Source organism: Candidatus Pelagibacter sp. HIMB1636 (assembly GCF_052047675.1).
GTDB lineage: Bacteria > Pseudomonadota > Alphaproteobacteria > Pelagibacterales > Pelagibacteraceae > Pelagibacter.
The window spans coordinates 941,494-960,386 of the sequence record NZ_JBNAJP010000001.1; the positions used below are offsets into that span (position 1 = coordinate 941,494).

Sequence of the window (18,893 nt, forward strand, 5' to 3'; positions counted from 1 at the left end):
TACCTTGGGCTTATTTTTCTAGCGCTGTTAGTGCTAATTAAAATCCAGGACAGTAATTTTGTTAAACGAATAGAGAATATCTCATATGATATTTACCAGTCTATTTTTGAGGAAAATAGCGATTTTAATGATGTTTTAATCGTTGATATTGACGAGAAAAGTATAGGTGAAGTAGGCCAATTTCCCTGGAGAAGAGACGTATTTGCCAACCTTGTTGACAAATTAGAGAATTTGGAAGCATCAGTAATTTCTTTCGATATTTTTTTTAGTGAAGAAGACAAACAAAATCCTAGCAAAATATTAGGAGAACTTAATATTTCTAATGAAGGAGTATTAGACTCTGACCAATCCCTAATTACTGCAATTCAAAATTCAAATGTAATACTGCCAGTTTTAGGAGACATTTCTGTTTTTGATAAAATGAATAATTCTAAACCAAAAACAAACTTTATATCAAGAGGAGGTGATGCAGAAAACTACTTATATAATTTTAAAAATAAAATCACTTCACTTGAAGTTATAAATAATGCAGCAAAAGGTATAGGTAACATTTCATATCTTGATAATCAGGATGGTGTCTTGCGGTCATTACCAATTTTACTTAAAATCGATGGAGATATCTGGCCATCACTAAGTTTAGAAACATTAAGATTGTTACATAAAAATAAAAGTATTTTAATTCAATCATCAGAAAGTGGAATAAAAACAATTAGAACCAAGAACTATAGTTTGAATACAGATCCAAATGCAATAGTTCATATCAACTATAAAAAATTTGGTAAAGATAAATACATTTCAGCTGTCGATATTTTAAATGACAAAATTAGTAAAAATATAATTAAAGATAAAATAATTTTAATTGGAAGCTCAGCACAAGGTTTATTTGATTTTGTTAAAATACCTAGTGGAAAAGTTATCCCTGGAGTTGAAACACATGCTCATGCAATTGAAAATATTATAAATAACGACTTTATAATAAAAAACTTAAAAACAGATATTATTGAAATAATTATATTATTAATTTCTTTAATCTTAGTATTAATAATTCCAAAAAAAGTTAATCCAAAACTAAGTATAGTTTTTTTTGTAGGCTTATGTGTATTTCTAATAACTTCTAGCTTATTCTTTTACCAATTTAATTATTTTATAGATATATTTTACACTACTTTAGGCTCTGCATTTCTATTTTTAGTTACACTGTATTTTAGATATCTCCAGGAAAATGAAATAGCTATTGAAAATGAAAAAAAACAAATAGTTTTAAAAAAAGAAAGAGAAATTGCTGGTGAAGTACAAAAAAAATTATTTCCAAAAGAATTTGAACAAAAAAATATTCTTTACGCAAAGAATGTTCCTGCGCGAGATGTTTCTGGTGATTACTACGATTACATAAAAATATCTGAAGATGAATTTTATTTCACATTAGCAGATGTTTCTGGCAAGGGAGTTAAGGCTGGAATACTAATGGCAAATGCTGCAGCTGTTTTTAGATCGATGGCAAAACTTAATAAAGAAGTATCTACAATTGCAAGATACATTAATAATCAAGTTGCGGACTCATCTTATCAAGGAATGTTTATAACTGCAGTTGTAGGAAAATATAATATTAAAGAAAAAAAAATAGAATACATCAATCTTGGGCATGAACCAATTATGGTTTATGACGAAAATTTTAATTTTGAATATTATAAATCTACACTACCTCCGCTTGGAATTATGGCTATGGATAATGACGATTTTTTTCAGACAAACGAAATAAGCTTAGTAAATAAAAATTTAGTTATCTATACAGATGGTGTTACAGAGGGATACTTAGAGAATAATCAAGAATTAGAGGCAAAAGGTGTAGAAAAGGAAATTAGTGATAATAAATTTAAGTCGCCTGTAGCAATTATTGAGCATTTAAGCGATATTTTAACTAAAAGAAAAGAGCCTTTAAGAGACGACATTACCTGTCTGATCATCTCTGGATTTTAAGAATTGTTATGAGAATACTAATCTTTCTTTTTTTTATATTTATTTCAATCACTAAGGCTCATGCAAATTTAGTTTTAAGTGAAGTTTTAAATAAACCGGAAGATCTTGAACAAGCATTTTTATTTGTTGATCAAGAAAAAGATAACAAAGTTAATGAAGCAATTTATGCGCTCGAAGTTTTAAAGAAAGTTTACCCAGAAAATTCAGAGATCAAAATAAAACTATTTTATCTTTATGAAAAAACTCAAAACGAGACAGAGTTAAAAAAAATATTAAATGAGTTAAAGGAATTTGAAAACATTCCAAGTTATATTGTAAGTAAAATAAATGAATTAATTGTTTCAGAAAATAAATCTGAGAAAGAAAATTTACAAATATCAAATGATAGTTCCAAAGGAATAAAATATTCTGAAATTCTTAACAATCCAACTGATCTTGAATTAAATTTGAGATTTGCAAAGGAGCAAGAAAGTTTAGGAAATTATAAAACTGTTATTGCAACTTTAGAAAGACTATCAGATCTATACTCAGAAAATTTAGATTTAAAATTATATTTATTGTCAATATCGTTAAAAATAGATTCTAAAGAAAGAACAAAAGCAATTATTGATGAAATAAAACAGAGTGAAAAATTAACAGCTGATATCAGAGAGCAACTTAACTCACTAACCCAAACTTTAGAAAATCAGAAGAAACCTAGAGATGAAAATGACTGGATTAGATATGTAGACTTTGGTATTAATCTTGCAGAAGAAAACAATGTTAATACTGTTTCAAATTCTAAAACATTGTATATCAGTGATAGTTTAAGTAATTACGCTGCTGATACTATTTACGAAGATTCTTATAGTGACATCTTTATAAGAACAGGAGCTTTTAAAAAACTATCTGATACTTCAAATTTAAGTTTAAGTTTAGGTAAAAATGTAACAAGACAGAATAGAGATAAGAATAAAGAAAATGATCTAGATTCTTTGTTTGTTAATTACAATAAACAATTCAATAAAAATTATACGTCCGCTTTCTTTTCAATGAATAACAATAATTTTGTTAATGATGCTGAAAATGTAATTTATAATGTTACTGTTGAAAACAGATATCTAACTAAACCAAATCAAAATCTGTTAGTATCTTCAAATATGGGTATTACAGATTATAGAACAGATACTACCTTTAGTTCTGCGGATAATAAAAATAATACTTATTATGGACTTGCAATGGGTTATGAATATTTTTTGAGCAATACCAATAATATAAAATTTAAATTAGGTATAAATCAGTATAACGCTAAGCTAGACTCTTATGGATATGAAAATAACTTTTATACTATTTCAAATTCGGGAAAAATTGGATTTCTAAATTATACAATATCTCATTCAAATAACTCAAATAAATATGATAAATCTGACACTTTCGTAAAAAGCGATACGGTCAGAGATGATGAGATTGTAACAAATAGTGTTACACTTTCCGGAAATTTAGAAGATCTAATAAAGAATAAGTATATAAAGAATGTTTTTTACAATCTTTCTTATTCTGATATAGAGTCGAGCTCAAATATCCTTAACTACGACTATGATAAGGAAATAATTAAATTTGGATTAACAAAAAGGATGATGTTTTGAAGAAAATATTGGCTCTAATTTTAACCCTATTTTTTATCAGTCATTCAGTTGCTGATGAGAAAATTGTAGGTGCAATTACATTATCGATTGGAAAAATTACCAATCAAAAAGGAGAAATTTTAAAAGCTGGAGATAAAATTTTCTTTGGAGATGAAATTATTTCTGATGGAAAATCTAAATCTCAAATAATCTTTTTAGACGAGACCGTTCTTACAATCGGAGAAAAAACATCAATAACAATAGATGAATTTGTTTTTGACCCAAGTACATTGGACGGCAGTTTTTTAGCTACACTTAATGAAGGAAGTGTAAAAGTTTTAAGTGGATTAATTAATCAAAAGAACCCTGAAAAATTAGAAGTTAAAACTGCAGCGGGAACAATAGGTTCAAGAGGTACAGAGTTTCAAACAATTATAGATGAGGAAGATAACGCCCAAGTATTACTAATTGGTCCTGGGGAAGACAACACTTTAGGATTAAGGCCAGGTGCTGTAGAAGTTGCAAATGAACTTGGAAGTGTATTATTAGATACACCTTTTTCATTCACTCAATTATCTTTAAACCAAATTCCAACTCCTCCAGTTGAAATTACACAGGAGCAATTGCAACAATTCCAAAATTTTTTAGATGTTAAAGCAAATCTTGATGTTCAAGAAGTAGAAAGTGCAATTAAAGAAGGTTTGTTTGATGATCAGCAAATAAGTGGAAATGAAATAATAGGTGAAATAGTAACCACTGCTTTGAATTTAAGTGATGGAGGATTAACTTTTGATCAAATAGCTGAAGTGCTAGGTGTTGATGTTGTAGATATTATTGGTGAAGAAGGTCAAGCTGAATTTGAAAACGAGTCTGCAGAAAATCAAATTGCGATGGCAAATGCTGAAGGTGGAGACGGTCTTGCATATATTTTACGTTATGGTGGTGCCAATTTAGGAGAAACAAATTATGGAGATTTCCAAGGTATAACTTCAGGGACTTACACTTATACAGGTAACAACATTAACATGGCAGCAACTAAAGGAACTGGTTCTGGAACGTTTAGTGGTGTAACTACAGTTAACTTTGCATCTCAAACAATTAATAATACTTATTCAGGAACATTGTCTTTAGATGGAAATGCTAATGTAGATTTTAGCTATTCTTTTACAACTGATTATTCTAGTGGATCTGCATCTACATCAATGTGGGGAACTAATAACGGAATTTTTAGTATAAATAATTCAAACGGTACAACTGCTACAACCACTAAATCAGGTGAAGCAGGTTTTGATCCATCAGACTTTACTTCAGCTGCTGGAAGTTATTATGCTGATGCTGCAACAGATTTCTTTAATGTTCAAATGAATGGATCTCCAAATCCATCAACTGGCTCAGTTGCAACAATTGCTCTAAATGTTTCTGATTATAATGATGCTGCAACTGATACAGAAAATACTATAGATGGCCAAAGAACTGGTATTATGCCATCAAGAGATTAAAATTATCTATTATTCCAAGATATAGGTGTAACAGTAACAGCGTTTCTGCTTCCTATAGCTTTTACAATTCCAATTTCTTGATTCAATGAAGTATCTCCATACACTAGCTTAATTTTAATTTTTCTATTTCCTGGAGTAAAATCGCTAGTATCAGTACTTTGATAGTAAACTTTTTGAAGCTCGTCTCGCCATTGTTGAATGGTTGCAACTTCACCAGAAGGTGACGTAATTTTTAATGGTGAATTACTAGAAGCTACAAAATCAGCTGTTTTAGACCACCCTGTAGATAATGCTAAATCACCAGTGGTATCAACTTTAACAGAGTCCTCATCGCTTATAAAAATACTATTATCACTTCCATCATTGTAAAAAGAAATTTCAGCTCTTTCAGGACCTAATAGTACATTAATGTCATTATCATCTTCTTCAATATCTGCACCAGTAAAATCTCCTACACTTCCTCCATATCTAATGATGAACCCTTCAACATCGGAGCTAGCCATACCACCTCTAGTCATAATTCCAGTTGTAGATGCAGAACTAGTTTGTTGGAAAACAAGATAATCATTTGTATTAGCAGCTGGATGAGAGCTAATCCAGTTTGCAGCAGTAAAAGGTCCTACTCTAACACTAGCCTGACTAGACCTCGTAGAAGTTACACCACAACTTGCTTCATTTTCTAAATTATCTCTAATGTCGTCTGCGTCATCCAAATCAATATCTAATCTTAATCTCCAAAACTCTTTGTCCTTCCAAGGTCCAGATGTATATCTCCAAAATCCAGATCTAAAAATTCCACCCTGACATTCATCTGTTCCATTGACCCAAACTTGTTTATCATCAGTTACACCAAGCTCTTCAATTGCATCTAGATCTGCGGATGTTGTAACATTAGCTAAATAACCTTGAATTCCACAAAGGTTTTGATAACTCGCTTGAAAATTTGCTTGATTGTAACTTAACTCAGTATCTTTTAACTGATAATAATGTTCAGCGTTACTTGGCTTTTGAATATCTCCTAACAATACCTCTATTTCTCTTGTTCCATCAGCAGATGCATTGTGTTCAAAATACATAGATTTAATTAAATCAACATAATTTTTACAAGTTGCATCTCCAGACAAAGTAACCTCGCTAGTTTCATTTCCTGTAGCAGTTAAATTAACTGCATTAAGTTCCTCTGAGCCTACTACAAGTTTGTCGCCAGTTTCAGCTCCTGATTTTATTTTCACAATGGCTTTTGTTACTCTCCTATCAAAAAGTTTAATTACTCTTTTTGTAGCTATTCTAATATTAGGATCTTCATCATTTTCCATACCCCCGTATTCTAAAACTAACCCTCTTATTGAATAATTAAAGTTATTTGAATAACTTGCGCTCCAATTGTGTAAATCATTCCATGTAAGCTCATCATCGTCATCGAAATGAGTTCCTAATAAATGAATACCATGTTCTGTTTGTGCAACATTATTAGGTTCTCCAGTTCCATTCCAATTTCTAAATGGCATACCATCAACAAACACTTCACCAATTTGTTGACCTTGAGGATCATTAGAACCAGCTGTAACACCTCTTTCCCAGGTTCCATTATTTGCAGAAGGTGTTCCAGATGCTGTTCGTGTTGGAGCAAAAGCCAAACCTCTTCCATTCCATAACATACCTTCAGGTCCGGTCATCCATCTCCATACAGGACATTCTGTGCTCGTTACCGTATCATCAATGTTTGTAAACGAATCTGTAAAATATCTTTTTGTATTATTGCCTGTAATTGCTGCATTTGAAGACAAAGCTATTTTAGGATCTTTATAAAACAATGTTAAACCAGACTGAGATTGGGGGTTTGCGTTTGATGCAGTTAGTGATGAAGATCCTTTTCTGTAATATTCATTCTGATACCCTTCCAGTAACCACATTTGAGCTGAACTTGCTGTATAATTAGACCAAGAAGTAGAATTTATATTATTTCTAGTATCTAAATCGACAAGTCTGAAAGTTGTATTGGAAACGACCCTAACTCTATAAAATCCAGTTGCTAGTTGTGTCATACCATCAACATTCATCTGATTTGCAGTGCTAATATCTGCAATCTTAATGATATCATCACTGGTAAGCCCATGTGCCGAACTTGTTGTAATTAATGCCGGATTAGCTTTTGATATTGATGTAATTGTTCTCGCTGTTGTTGTTTGATATTTTTCAACTATATTTCTAACATATCTCGTACTAGCACCATAAGTTTGGCCATTTCTATAAAATGGTATATTTTCAAAATCTCGTAAAGCTTGAAAATCAGCTGTTGCTTGAGCTCTATTAGATCTTTGTCGGAAACCACCACATTTATTTAAATTAGCTACAGTATTTGCGTTATCCGACATTGCTAATCCACCCATCCATCCATTACCAATTGCTTTAGTTGTAATGATATCATTTTCAGACTCGCTTGTTATAGTTGCAAGGTATCCACTTTTTCCAAAATAATCTAATTGTCTAGATAAAGAGAACGCTTCATTCATTCTTCTATTTTTATTATTGTATAGGTTTTGACTTGAATTAGCAGTTCCATCTGGTCTAGCAGGAAACTCATAAAATTCGTAGAAGTGATTGTATCCATCTCTATGCTCTTCAACATGAAGAGGACCTAAAGAAAATAAAATTGTTCTTTCTCCAAGTGAGGCTGTAGTAGTTTCAGCATCTTCACCTTCTGTGCCGTCTGAACCATCTGTTCCTTCATAAGCATAAGGGTTTGCTCCTTCTTCTGCATCTACTTCTTTTGAATTGTAATATTTTATAGACTCAAATGCTTGTGTCCAAACATCTACATCTGCACAAGGCGCATCAGACTCATCACCTTCATACATAGTCCAATTATGTGGATTATAAATTGTAGGAGTTTGAGTTAAATCTAAAGAAGAACCACCAGTTATCGTACCACCTGAAGTATTTTTCCAAACTCTATTATTAAACCAAACAAAATCATCAGCTGAATAAGTTGATGTTGAACTCCAATCATTTGGTTTACCAGAATGAACCATAGTAAGGACTCCTGTGTAGGCATTCCAACCTGGATAATCATCAGTCGTGTCATGATCTACAGAAGATGAAGATGTGTCACCTGTTATTGCTGAAGGATAATCTTCAGCACCAGTATCAAGTTTTAAATAATCTTCTATAACATCTGGGTTGGTATCTGCATCAAGATCTAATAAATCTCCATCACTGTTTCCATCTACTGGAGCTACATATGTGTCTGCCTCTATAGTGGCTCTTGCGACACAAAAATTATAGCCACTAATATCTATTTCATCTGCATCGTCAGTGTCACCATCTTGGTTAATATCATGCTCTAAGCTAAAATGATCAAAACCTCCATATTCAACAACATAACCAGTAATACAATCTAGTCCTCCAGAACTACAATTTGGAATTCTTCTTAAATCATTCCAACCCCCGTTAGTTCTACCGCTTCTATTTATTTCCATATCAGCATATGGCTCTGCTGAATTATTGGGTTCACCACTTTGCCAGTTTGTATAGGAAACACTCATTCCCATTAAAGGTCCTGACTCTGATTGCATATTGGCTGCATTCGAGGTTGGATTTCTCCAATCTGAGTTTGATAGCCAGATATAGTGTTGATCACTAGATTGATCTAATCTTGTTCCATAGTAATTTTCTCTGGTTTCTCCAGCAGCAACATGAAAAGGGGTAACTCCAGTACAGCCAGACTGCGTACTGCTATTGCACATTACAGCATCTTTAATAAATTCATTTTCTTCAGCACTTTCTATAGAAACTAAATATCCTCGCATACCTCCACAAGTAGATTGCTCAGCTCTTCTTTTTGCTTCCCACCAGTCAATCGAGTCACCATTGTAACCAAGATCAGAAGTTACATTTGGTGCAGTTGAAAAATATTTATAATAATGGCCATAACTATTATCACCTGAATTTGATGTAAATTGTACACCGTCACAATCACTACCCAAAACCTCAGACCAATCATCTTCAATAAAATCGTCACCAGCTGATTTTCCATCATCTTTTTCTAGGAAATACAACTTATCCTCAAATTCTGCACAGTCTCCTTCGGAGTATGATGAGGCGGCACTGAAATCTGTAAATGAATTAGAGTTACTACATTGCTCCATAGACCTTTTAAAAACATAAAAGTTTGTATTGGTATTATCTTTGGTTTGAATTTTAATATCTCCAGTTACTCCTTCTTGAGCAATATAGTTATTCAAAGGTGTTATTAATGGAGTACCTTCTTGACCAGTTAGATCGTTTAAGTCTTCCTCTGTGAGTGTAATTTTACCATCTCCTACATCTCCTTTTTGAACTGGGGCTGAAACAATTAATTCAAGAGGAACGATTTGTTCTTGAGGTCCTTTTCCACATGATAAAATTTTGTAGTAAACAACATCTTCTCCAGGTGGAACATTGATCGACGGTGCATCGTCTGTTGTTGAAGTAACTGGATATTTAACAATTTCTGTTTTCCATAAAGTTCCTTTATTTCCAATACCATAAATCGTTGCATCATTTTTTCTATCAGCTGCTCTTGAGGTATTAAAATCTTTAGCAGTATTACCTGATCCTTCATTAAACTTATAATATGAAACTAATCCTGGTTCAGAACCTGTTAATCTTCTTCTATTATTGTTTGCAATGTCAGTGCCTGATCTTGATACATTCCATATTCTCATTTCAGCAATATTACCAAGCCAAGGAACACTTTGAATTATTGGATCTCCAGTCAAATAACTACTAGGATTAAAGCCAGCCAAACCTTCTCCGATTGCTAACGGCCAAAAATCTCCTTCAGGTAATGTCTCAGGAGGATTAGTATAACCAGATTTAGCTCTAGCTCCTATATCTGCATTATATGTTCCGCTTAAAGTTCCATTTTGGTAAATTCTTACATTACCGGTATCAGTACTCCCCGGTGTACCTCCATCCCATACCCATGCAATGTGAACCCACTCATCCTTAACAGGAGATCCAATATCTCCTTGGTCATCCAAAACAACTTCTCCAAGTCTTGGAGACCACTCATCATTTTTAACTTTAAATACTAAATCCCAAGTTCTACCCCATTCAAAAGCATGCATGTCATAAGTAGATCCTGGCTGTTTATTTTGTATCCACATTTCAATTGTAAATTGATCGTTTGGAAAATCTTTAAAGTTTTCAACAAGCGCAAAAGATCTGTCTGTGTAAGTAGTATCTTTTTCAGTATTGTTTTTTGAACCCTCTGCTGAGAAATAAATAGATCGAACTACATCTGCATGCCTTTGAACAAAAACCTCATAAGACATGTCTTCAAATTTTGGATCATCTGTTCCAAGATTTGCATTTATTCTTTTTGCATAATAAATATCTTCACTAGAATTGGTAAAACCATGCCTATTAAGGCATTTATTATCTGAGTCAGCAACATTAAGGGTATTTTGAATATCAACTAGAGTAAAACTATTTGAATTTAGCTGATCAGTGATCCATTTCTGACCTTCTTGTAATCCCGTTTCCGCAGCAAGATTTACTTGTTGCATAATTGAATTTCTTGAAACACTTTTTAAATCATTGTCATAATAAAAAAACATAGCTCCCGTCATAATTGACAATGCTGAGACGACAGCAATCACAAATACAAGGACAAAACCTTTTTCGTTTTTTCGTTTTTTCATTATGAATCGCTCCAAAGTTGCTGTCTATCAATGTAACTATGAGTTTCCTTACATCTATTTGACAACATTCCAATAACAACATCCTCTCCATCAACTGTTACTGTTTTTTCAGCTATTTTTACAGATGGTTGTACTGACCTTTCGGGATATTCAAATGTAATTACAGCCTCATCCAAGCTAGTAGTTAGTGGGACTGTCTGTCTCCTAAATACTTTCTCTCCTTCTTTTCCTTGAATATAACCCTCAATGGTCATTGCTGCTTTTGTTTTATAAACAGTGATATTTTCCATTGCTGTTTCTGAGCAATCAACTCTATCTACATATACTTTTTCTGTAGTAGTTAATTGATTTCCTCTTAAATCTGTAGCAACAATTCTTATCGAGAAATATTTTTTATTTGAAGGTAAATTAGACCATCTAATGTCACTATCATCATTTAAAACTAAATAAAATTTATCATCTTTTTGGTCAATTCTAAATCTAGTTCCGTGATCTACATCTTTATCAGCATCATCATTTGGAACTTCACCAAGATTAAATCTTACAAAATCATGTGTATCAGGTTCTTGAGTACTAGTAGCATAAATCTCACCTACTATTAGATCTTTGTTATCATCCTCAGCAATATCAAAGTTATTATTATCTGTGATGGCTGTACCATCTGCTTCCTTAAACGAAACTCCTGTTGGTGTAGTGTTTCCAATATTAAAACCAATATAAACTTTTTTTATGTCTGAAATTCTACTATTAGAGGTATCTTCTGATTGAACTGCATAATAAAAAGAATCTTCTTTTGGAGTACCATCATTAAAACCATCTGCATAAGCTTGATATCTGAAAGAACCATCGGCAAAAACATAAATAGTATTTCCTGCGGTAGTTGTTACTGTTGCCCTGGCACCACTATAAGAATCTTTATCTTGAGTATCATACATTTCTCCTATATTTGGAAGTTCTGTATTATTAGCCCAAACTGCTGAGGTTGCTCTCCACTCGCCACTCAATCTGCAATTCATAGATCTACTAGAACCATCTATACTTTGAGTTTTAATTGAACCTGTTTCATTTGTTCCTCTACCACCGATTTGTGCACAGTTAGCTGATGAATTTGACTGCACCAAAACTTCTATGTGTTCTCCAAAGGGATCATAAGATTTACTTAGCAAACCATATATTCTGTTTACTGTAAAATAGTCTTCGTCCATGTAATAATATAAGTTTTGTGCTTTAGGCATTGGTTTATTGCCATCAGTTTTGTCAGGAATAAACCTTGGTAGTCTTGCAATTTGAATATTAGAATACCTATTGTCAGGTTGTGAAAAAGAAACTATTGCAACTGAACCTTTTTGAAATCTTTTAAACCCTTCTGTTTTTAATTCTTCGGTATCATCATCTCCGCTTGGTAGAGTAATAGCAGTTGGTGTTGTATCTTCATTATAAGGCCAAGCAGATAGTGTGTGATCAAATAAGTCTCCATCGCTATCAAATCTATAATCAAATGCTGTGAACCTTTGACTGTTACTATTAGCAACATGTGGTTTGTTATCTATATTGGCTCTAAATTTATTTGGGTGGTATGTAAGCGTGACAGTATTTTTAACACCAGTATTTTTTCCGTGTCCACATCCCCATTTATGAGTTGCACCAGGATTATAACTAATTCTTGAAAATGAACTCCCTCTATTATTACAGTTCCTAGAACCAGTATTTGTTGGTCTAGTGCTATCAGTTCTCATAAAAAGTCTATTGTATCCATTCTCATTGAAATCAGACATTTTTGATGAATTGGGAGTAGACCATCCAGTTAACCTATTCATATCAGCATGTGATAGATAGGATCCTTCATTATAACCACAATTTCTAGTGTGATCGAACTCATAACCTTTGAAATGATGTAGATGGATAGCAGATCTATTACCTTGTGCCCCCCACCAAGACCATAAATACATATCATAAACAAGATCTGCTGGCTCACCCCACCATTCATTTTTTTCAGAAGCAGATAAACCGTCCCATTCTGTTTTATCACTACTTCTTAATGAGTTTCTTAATTTAGACGCACTAAATCCAGATGTGCCATTTAAACTTTCATAATCAATTCCAGCACAAGCTCTAATTCTACCATCTGGCCAAGTTTTTTGAACTACGCTAGGTCTTTGATATCCAGCTGCAAATCCTAACATGTCGTCATCCATCCATGCACTCATATCATGGTTACAATCTGGATAACCGCCGGAACAAATCATTCCTTTTAAAACAAAAGAGTCATATTCCTCAGTAGAAGCTAAAAAAGAAGGAGATGCTAAATTTTGCTGTATATAAAATGATCTTCCATCATCTGTTAAATCGTAATTAGGACCTCCATTATAACTTGATGTTCCTTTTCTCTCATAATTTGCATCTCCATAAGTAAAACCTTTTGCTTCCCAAGTATGCAAATTTACATCAGAAAATTGAGGTGCATCATACTTCATTACTCTCACCTTATAATCTTTGTACGCCTCATTTTGATCTTCCCAAGGTTGACTGTCACAACTTGTGTCTAAATCTGCTTTTAATCTAATCGTAAAATCTTGATAACCGTCAGAGTTAAAAGTGTAATTCGTATCTAAGTTATCTAAAGTACCCTCAAGGGTTAATGATCCATCCCATTCACCATCATCAGCAGAGTTATTATTATTTAAATCATCATATCCAGATGTTACGGTGAGACCTGGGGGTAAATTGGCAGCAACAGTAGTTGTGACCAACTTTAACCTCATTTCATCATGGCTAACACTTGGTATACCAGTGATTGCAGGTGGTTTTTCTGAATTAAAAACTATAGCATCATGTGTCCTAGTAAGACTTGTCCCTCCAACTGTTTCACCTTGATGGAGTATGATAATATCATCAGAGGTTGTAAAGTTTGCAAGCTGAATATCTCTTGTAAGATTATTTGCACACTGAACTTTTAAACTACCGGTAAAAGGTATAACAGCTGTCCTATTTTCATGAAGATCTTCTTCATCATAGACATAATAAGTTTTTCCACCAAAGTTTAAATTTCTCATGTAAGCAGAAGCTGTATATTTTTCTGTTACTTTTTCATCTTTAGAGACAAGAGTGATTTCAAAATCAATATGCTTACTTCTAATTCTAATTCCAATTTCATCAAAAAACTGGGCAACAGGCATCCAGTCTGCATCGACTGTTGTATTGACAGTATCATCTTCGTCACAATTTGTTGTGTTCCAAACTTTTTTCTTTAATACAGTTTTATCAGTAATAGGAGAGTATGGAGCTTTTAACTCGTACTTAATTAATTTTCTTTGAATATTTCCACTATTATCCTCGGTATCAAAACAAAATGATACAATTTCTCCAAACTCAGTATCATCTGCAACTTCTGTACCATCTGTATTTAAAACCTTTACCGGCACTTGAACTTCACCATCGGTACTATCAGGATGTTTATAACCAGCCATCTTGCTATCGTGTTGTAATACATGTAGTGCAAATCTAGCCTCCTGTTTCATATTATTGTGATTGATTTGTCTGACAAATGTACCCTGAAAATTATTATAAATTGTGTAAGTTGCTCCCATTACGATTGTTGAAACAACCACAGCAACTAAAGCTTCGGTAAGAGATAATCCTTTTTGAGTAATAAATTTTTTTAAATTCATTTTAAGTTCCAGCTAAAAATAATCTTCTAAATTTTTCTTCAATTTTGTCTTGTTTAATAATTATTGTAACTTGTTTCTTTTTGACGGTTTCATAAATATCAACTCCATCTTCTTGATCTGTAACTCCATCATTATCTTTATCAACAGGGACATCTTTTTCGATGTCTTCAATTTCTAATAATCTCTTATCTCCAGTTCTTGCAGGACCGAGATGCTTCTTCAATAAAGTTCCCCAATTATCTAGGTCAGCCAAAACTTTTTGATTTGTTATTGTCGCTTTATATGTGGTGTCTTCAAACTTTGTCATGTCTAGATCATCATAAGGATCCAAACTACCTTCAGAATTAGATATAAATGTAATTGGAGCATTTTCTGTAGCATCAGATGCCATATTTTTATTTGGTGTATCATCAGGAACATCTGATCTTTCCAAAGATAAAGTAGTATTGTTATCATCATCGAAAGCAGTTGAGTCTGTAATTTCGTATTTACCACCCACTCCCTCGATTATTATTTGATCTCCATCACCTGGTAATTGAGCAAGACCCTTTACTTTTAAAGAAGCGCCTGCTGTTGTATCTTCAAATACTCTTGGATTTCCATATTGCGCAGCTACAGGATTGTAAACAGCAGCAAGTTCTTCAAACATTAATTCTACTGCATAAGCAGCTTTGTCAAACTTCCTTAAATTTGCAAAATCTCTTTCTTGATAAGATTGTAATGTCATAAATACAGTTACAGCTATGCCCAAAACACCAGCTGCTGTCATTCCCTCAACCAAAGATACGCCCCTCTGAAGTTTGTGTTTTAAATTCATTACATTCTATTCCCATTATTAAAAAAACCTGTCTCGTAAGTGTGTAAATAATCTTTTTTTCCTCCAGCATTTTCAGAGGCTTGTATTTCTCCTCTAGCATTTTCAGGCGAAGATCCATCAGGTAAAAAACAAAAAAAGTTATTAGAGGCAGAAACTTTTGTACAGCTACCTGTCGTAGATGTACATCTACTGATTGTCATATGCTCAAGTTCTTTTGTTAAATCTGTTAGCTTAGTTCCTTTATCATTTGTGCCATCAAAATCAGAACATTTGGTGGCTGTAGATTTATGATATTCTACATTGTATCTATTCAATCCTTGTGCCTGCCAAACTTCTAAATCTGCAGTATTGTTAGAAGTATCATTTACAATTCTGATTGTATAAGCGTTTCCATCTTCCAGGGAAAGCTGTCTAACATAATTTATTTGCCCTCGAATTGTTGCAAGATCGCTCTCGAAATTATCTTGATCACCAAAATTATCAATTGCTGGAAAACCAACTGCACCAATAATGGATATGATGGCTATAGTAGTCATCAACTCCAAAATACTGAAACCTTTTTCTTTGATTTTCATTAAGGTCTATCCTACAGCTTGACCAATACTGAAGATTGGCATGTACAAAGCTATCATAAGAACCCCGATAATCGCACCAATTATCACAATCATTAATGGTTCTATAATTGAGGATAAGGCCGCAACAACACCATCAAATTCTTCTTCATAGTAAGTTGCAATTGACTGAAACATTTCTTCCATATTTCCTGTTCTCTCACCAACAGCTGTTAACTGTGCAAGAGCTGGAGGGAATATATGTTCTTCTTTTTGTAGTAACGCAGACAATGTTTGACCAGTTACTATCTGCCTCCCAATTCTCTCTAACGCATAAATAAAAACTAGATTTGTAGTAACAGATTTGGAAATCTTTATTGTGTCTATGATACTTACTCCAGCTCTAGTTAGATTGGCCATAATCATACACATCCTAGACACTGTTGCCTTAACAATTAAATCTCCAAACAATGGAAATTTTAAAAATCTCTTATGCATTACATGTCTAAATCCCTCTATATTTTTGTACATGAAGTTATAAGAAACTCTAATAATTACTATAATTCCAACGATTTTCATTATATTGGTTGGATTAGCAATAAATCTACTCGCATTAACAATAACTAAAGTTGCTGCTGGGAGTTGAACACCCATTGAGCCATACATCTTCTCGAAAACAGGAACGACTTTCCATAACATGAAAATTGTAATTACTGTTGCAACCGTCAAAAGCATTATTGGATAAAATAATGCACTTTTAATACCTTGTTTAATTTTTGCATTTTTCTCTAATAACTCTACAAGTTTAATTAAAAATTCATCTAATTTACCACTAGCCTCACCTGCAGAAATCATATTCAAATAAATATTGTCAAAAATTTTTGGGTGCTTGGCAAAAGCATCCGTTAAATTCATTCCACCATTTAAATCTTTTATTATGGCATGAGCAGTCATTTTCATCTTCATATGTACAGTTTGATCTCTGATCATCATGATAGACTCTAAAATAGGCAAACCCGCCTTGATCATAGTTGATACTTTTTTTGTAAACTGCAATAATTCCTTCGGTGGAACTTTGGCCCAAGGTCCAAAATTTAAATAAATATTTCCTTTTGCAATAATAATAGGGGCGTTACTTATAGGAACATCATCCAAAGATGGTGGACCTTTCTTTTCGGATTTACCGTTACCTTTTTTGATTGAGGTAACAATAATTTTCTTTTTCCTAAGTTCTACTGCAGCACTTTTTGGATCAGATGCAGAAATTACACCATTAATTTTTTTTCCAGCTTGAACACCAGCATATTGAAATGTTGCCATAAACTAAACTACTAAAATTCTAGAATATTCTTCAACAGATAATATACCTTTTTTAATAAAATTTCTGCCAATAACTTGCATAGTTTTGAAACCATCCTTAATTGCAACTTCAAGCATTTCATCTCCTCTAGCATCTCTCAATATCGCAGCTTCCAAGTTAGGAGTTTTTTTTAACACCTCATAAATTCCTTGTCTTCCTTTGTATCCAGTGTTGTTACATTCTGCACAACCTGCACCCATTTTGGGGGTAAAAGTATTTAACTCTTCCTCTTTAAAACCATATTGCAATAAAGTTTCTTTAGTCCCTTTTTCGTCGTCAACTGTACAAGAAGAACAATTCTTTCTTGCTAACCTTTGAGCAACAATTAAACTTAAGGCTGATGCAACCATGAAACTTGGAACGCCCATATTTACTAATCTGACAACCGTAGAAACTGCATCGTTTGTGTGAAGTGTACTTAATAACAAGTGTCCAGTTAAAGCTGCTTTAATTGCAATATCCACTGTAGATTTATCTCTTATCTCTCCAACTAGAATTACCTCTGGGTCTTGTCTTAAAAAAGATTTTAATATCGCTTCAAATGTTAAACCAATTTCATTGTTGGCTTGAATTTGTCCAACACCTTTTAAATAAAATTCAACTGGGTCTTCAGCTGTCATTATATTTGTTCCAGGATTATTTATTTTTTTGATACAGCCATAGAGAGTTGTACTTTTACCACTTCCTGTTGGTCCAGTTACCAAAACCATTCCTTGAGGAGCAGTTATAGCTGTAACTAAGTTATCATAATCCTCTTTATCTAGACCGATTTGCTCTAAACCAAGATCTGGTCCAGCAGCAAGTAAACGCATAACAACTCTTTCACCTTCTTTAGCTGGAATAACTGAAAATCTAACATCAATATCAACATCATCTTCATTTTTTGGTTGTGGATTTTTAAATTGAAGTTTTCCATCTTGAGGCAACCTTTTTTCTGAAATATCACAACCTGACATAATTTTTAGCCTTGTTACTATTGCATTGTAATTCTCCATCAAAAATTGTTTGAACTGTAATTGTTCTTGGAGGACGCCATCTTTTCTAAATCTTATTCTTGCCTCACCTCTTCTAAAAATTTCAATATGAATATCACTAGTGCCACTAAAAAATGATTCATTTAAAAGTTTATCGACAAATTCCACAACAGCATTCTCACCTTGAGTAATTTTTACATTTGGAACCTTCACGTTTAAATTTGGTTTTGAGACTGATGATTTTTGTGCTTGATTATTTTGAGAGTCTTGTGTCGCTTCAATTACAGATTTAAATTTTAAAGCTTGATCTAAATTAGAAGGTTTTGCAACATACAACTCTACATTACATCCAGTCATGCTTTTAATTTTACCTGCCAATGTAGATTTAGTTGGATCAAACAAAGCAATTTTTAAAATTCTTCCATTTAGTTCAAATGGAAGCATTTCGTTTTCCATTATAAAATCTTTTGGAAGTTTTTTTACAGCTTCTTTTTTAATATTTTGCTCAGTTAGAATAGTTTTACGTAAAGCATAATTTCTTGAAACTGCAGAAACAATATCATCTTCACTTACTAATTTATCATCAATTAAATACTCTAAAACTCCAAGAGGAACCTTGCCATTACTATCGTATTTTTTTTTAGCCTCATTAAAGTTAGCTTCAGATAATTTTCCACTAGTTTTTAAAAGGTTTGAAATCTTAATACTTATTTCAGGATTTATTGAAGGCATGTTTAAAGTTATAATAAAAATTAT

9 protein-coding genes are annotated in these 18,893 nt (G+C 32.8%); 3 read left to right on the forward strand and 6 right to left on the reverse strand.

The window, feature by feature from the left end; all coding sequences use genetic code 11:
- Positions 1-30 precede the first annotated feature (30 nt).
- The 3 genes from ACTTA6_RS04950 to ACTTA6_RS04960 are packed head-to-tail and all read left to right on the forward strand — an operon-like array spanning position 31 to position 5,080.
- The gene (locus ACTTA6_RS04950; protein WP_440613832.1) at positions 31-1,977 is read left to right on the forward strand and encodes a CHASE2 domain-containing protein; all 1,947 of its coding nucleotides are present in this window, start codon (positions 31-33) and stop codon (positions 1,975-1,977) included.
- Positions 1,978-1,985: 8 nt separating this feature from the next.
- Positions 1,986-3,602, forward strand: a complete 1,617-nt coding sequence (locus ACTTA6_RS04955) for a hypothetical protein (RefSeq protein WP_440613831.1) — start codon at positions 1,986-1,988, stop codon at positions 3,600-3,602.
- A complete protein-coding gene (locus tag ACTTA6_RS04960) occupies positions 3,599-5,080 on the forward strand; it encodes a FecR domain-containing protein (RefSeq protein ID WP_440613830.1) in 1,482 nt (493 codons plus the stop codon). Before ACTTA6_RS04955 ends, ACTTA6_RS04960 begins: the two co-directional genes overlap by 4 nt.
- Positions 5,081-5,082: 2 nt before the next feature.
- On the opposite strand, the gene ACTTA6_RS04965 is transcribed toward ACTTA6_RS04960, so the two are convergent.
- The 6 genes from ACTTA6_RS04965 to ACTTA6_RS04990 are packed head-to-tail and all read right to left on the reverse strand — an operon-like array spanning position 5,083 to position 18,869.
- Positions 5,083-10,767, reverse strand: coding sequence for a LamG-like jellyroll fold domain-containing protein (locus tag ACTTA6_RS04965; RefSeq protein WP_440613829.1), 5,685 nt, complete (start codon positions 10,765-10,767; stop codon positions 5,083-5,085).
- Positions 10,767-14,435: a PilW family protein gene (locus ACTTA6_RS04970; protein ID WP_440613828.1), complete on the reverse strand. Its 3,669-nt coding sequence runs from the start codon at positions 14,433-14,435 to the stop codon at positions 10,767-10,769. The genes ACTTA6_RS04965 and ACTTA6_RS04970 overlap by 1 nt, the downstream gene beginning before the upstream one ends.
- A gap of 1 nt (position 14,436) precedes the next feature.
- Complete coding sequence (locus ACTTA6_RS04975; protein ID WP_440613827.1) at positions 14,437-15,252, reverse strand: type IV pilus modification PilV family protein; 816 nt, start codon at positions 15,250-15,252, stop codon at positions 14,437-14,439.
- On the reverse strand, positions 15,252-15,827 hold the full coding sequence (locus tag ACTTA6_RS04980; RefSeq protein WP_440613826.1) for a pilus assembly FimT family protein: 576 nt from the start codon (positions 15,825-15,827) through the stop codon (positions 15,252-15,254). Before ACTTA6_RS04980 ends, ACTTA6_RS04975 begins: the two co-directional genes overlap by 1 nt.
- Before the next feature lie 6 nt (positions 15,828-15,833).
- Entirely contained in the window at positions 15,834-17,123 is a 1,290-nt protein-coding gene (locus ACTTA6_RS04985; protein ID WP_440613825.1) for a type II secretion system F family protein, read from the reverse strand.
- Positions 17,124-17,126: 3 nt separating this feature from the next.
- Complete coding sequence (locus ACTTA6_RS04990; RefSeq protein ID WP_440613824.1) at positions 17,127-18,869, reverse strand: GspE/PulE family protein; 1,743 nt, start codon at positions 18,867-18,869, stop codon at positions 17,127-17,129.
- Between the last annotated feature and the right edge of the window lie 24 nt (positions 18,870-18,893).